At 71.1% G+C, this 772-nt stretch carries 1 protein-coding gene; it reads left to right on the top strand.

The window, feature by feature from the left end; genetic code table 11:
* Positions 1-131: 131 nt before the first annotated feature.
* Positions 132-770 (top strand): hypothetical protein, encoded by a 639-nt coding sequence (locus ACWFR4_RS48970; protein ID WP_453658481.1) that lies wholly within the window; start codon positions 132-134, stop codon positions 768-770.
* Positions 771-772 lie beyond the last annotated feature (2 nt).

Below are 772 nucleotides of genomic sequence, written 5' to 3'. Positions count from 1 at the left end.
GCATCGTGCCGTCCGTGCAGCCCCCCCACCGCCCCGGGTGTTGCATGGCTTGCCCGCCCGGCCCCGATGGTGCCCCCTGGAGCCCGGCACTACGGCCGCGCTCCACTCGCACCGAAAGGACCCGCGACCCCATGCTGACCCCACCGCCACCGGACATGTACCCAGGCTGTTCCTGGGCCGACCAGCCCATCACCACCCCCACACCACCGCTCGACTCCATCGGCACGGCCGCCACCGTCGAATCCCGCACCGGTCTCACCACGCGCTACCGAGTCACCGCCTACGACCCCACCGCCCGCACCGTCCAGATCAGCCCCGACGTGCGAGAAGACCGCGCTGGCGTGGTCCGCTCCTTCCCCCACGCCCAGCGCGCCCAGTCGGCGACCGCCCACGTGGACGACCTCGATGACGTACGCCTCATCCATCGCCGCGACCGCGACGACCTCACGCCCTGGCACAGCCCCCAGTGCCGCCACGTCATCAAAGCGGCGTTCACCGCCGATGGAGACCAGGGCGTGCCTCTACACCGCCGCGTCTACCGCTTCTGGATGGAGAGCACCGAAGGCCGCACCTTTCGCTTCCTAGTCCGTGCCCCAGCCCAGGAACGAGCCGAGGCACTGGCCCGACGCTGGTGGCAGGGAGCACCGACCGCCGACGGCTGGACGGGAGGTCTCCTCACCGACGGCGAGTTGATCCACCGCCTCATCTGCGAGGGCGCGCGCGACATGGAGGTCTGGCCTTACCCAGACCCGATCGCCGCCCCCGTCTGACC

The sequence above is a fragment of the Streptomyces sp. NPDC055140 genome (genome assembly GCF_053607285.1).
Note: the sequence above shows the minus strand (reverse complement) of the source record. Positions and strands in the feature narration are given on the sequence as shown.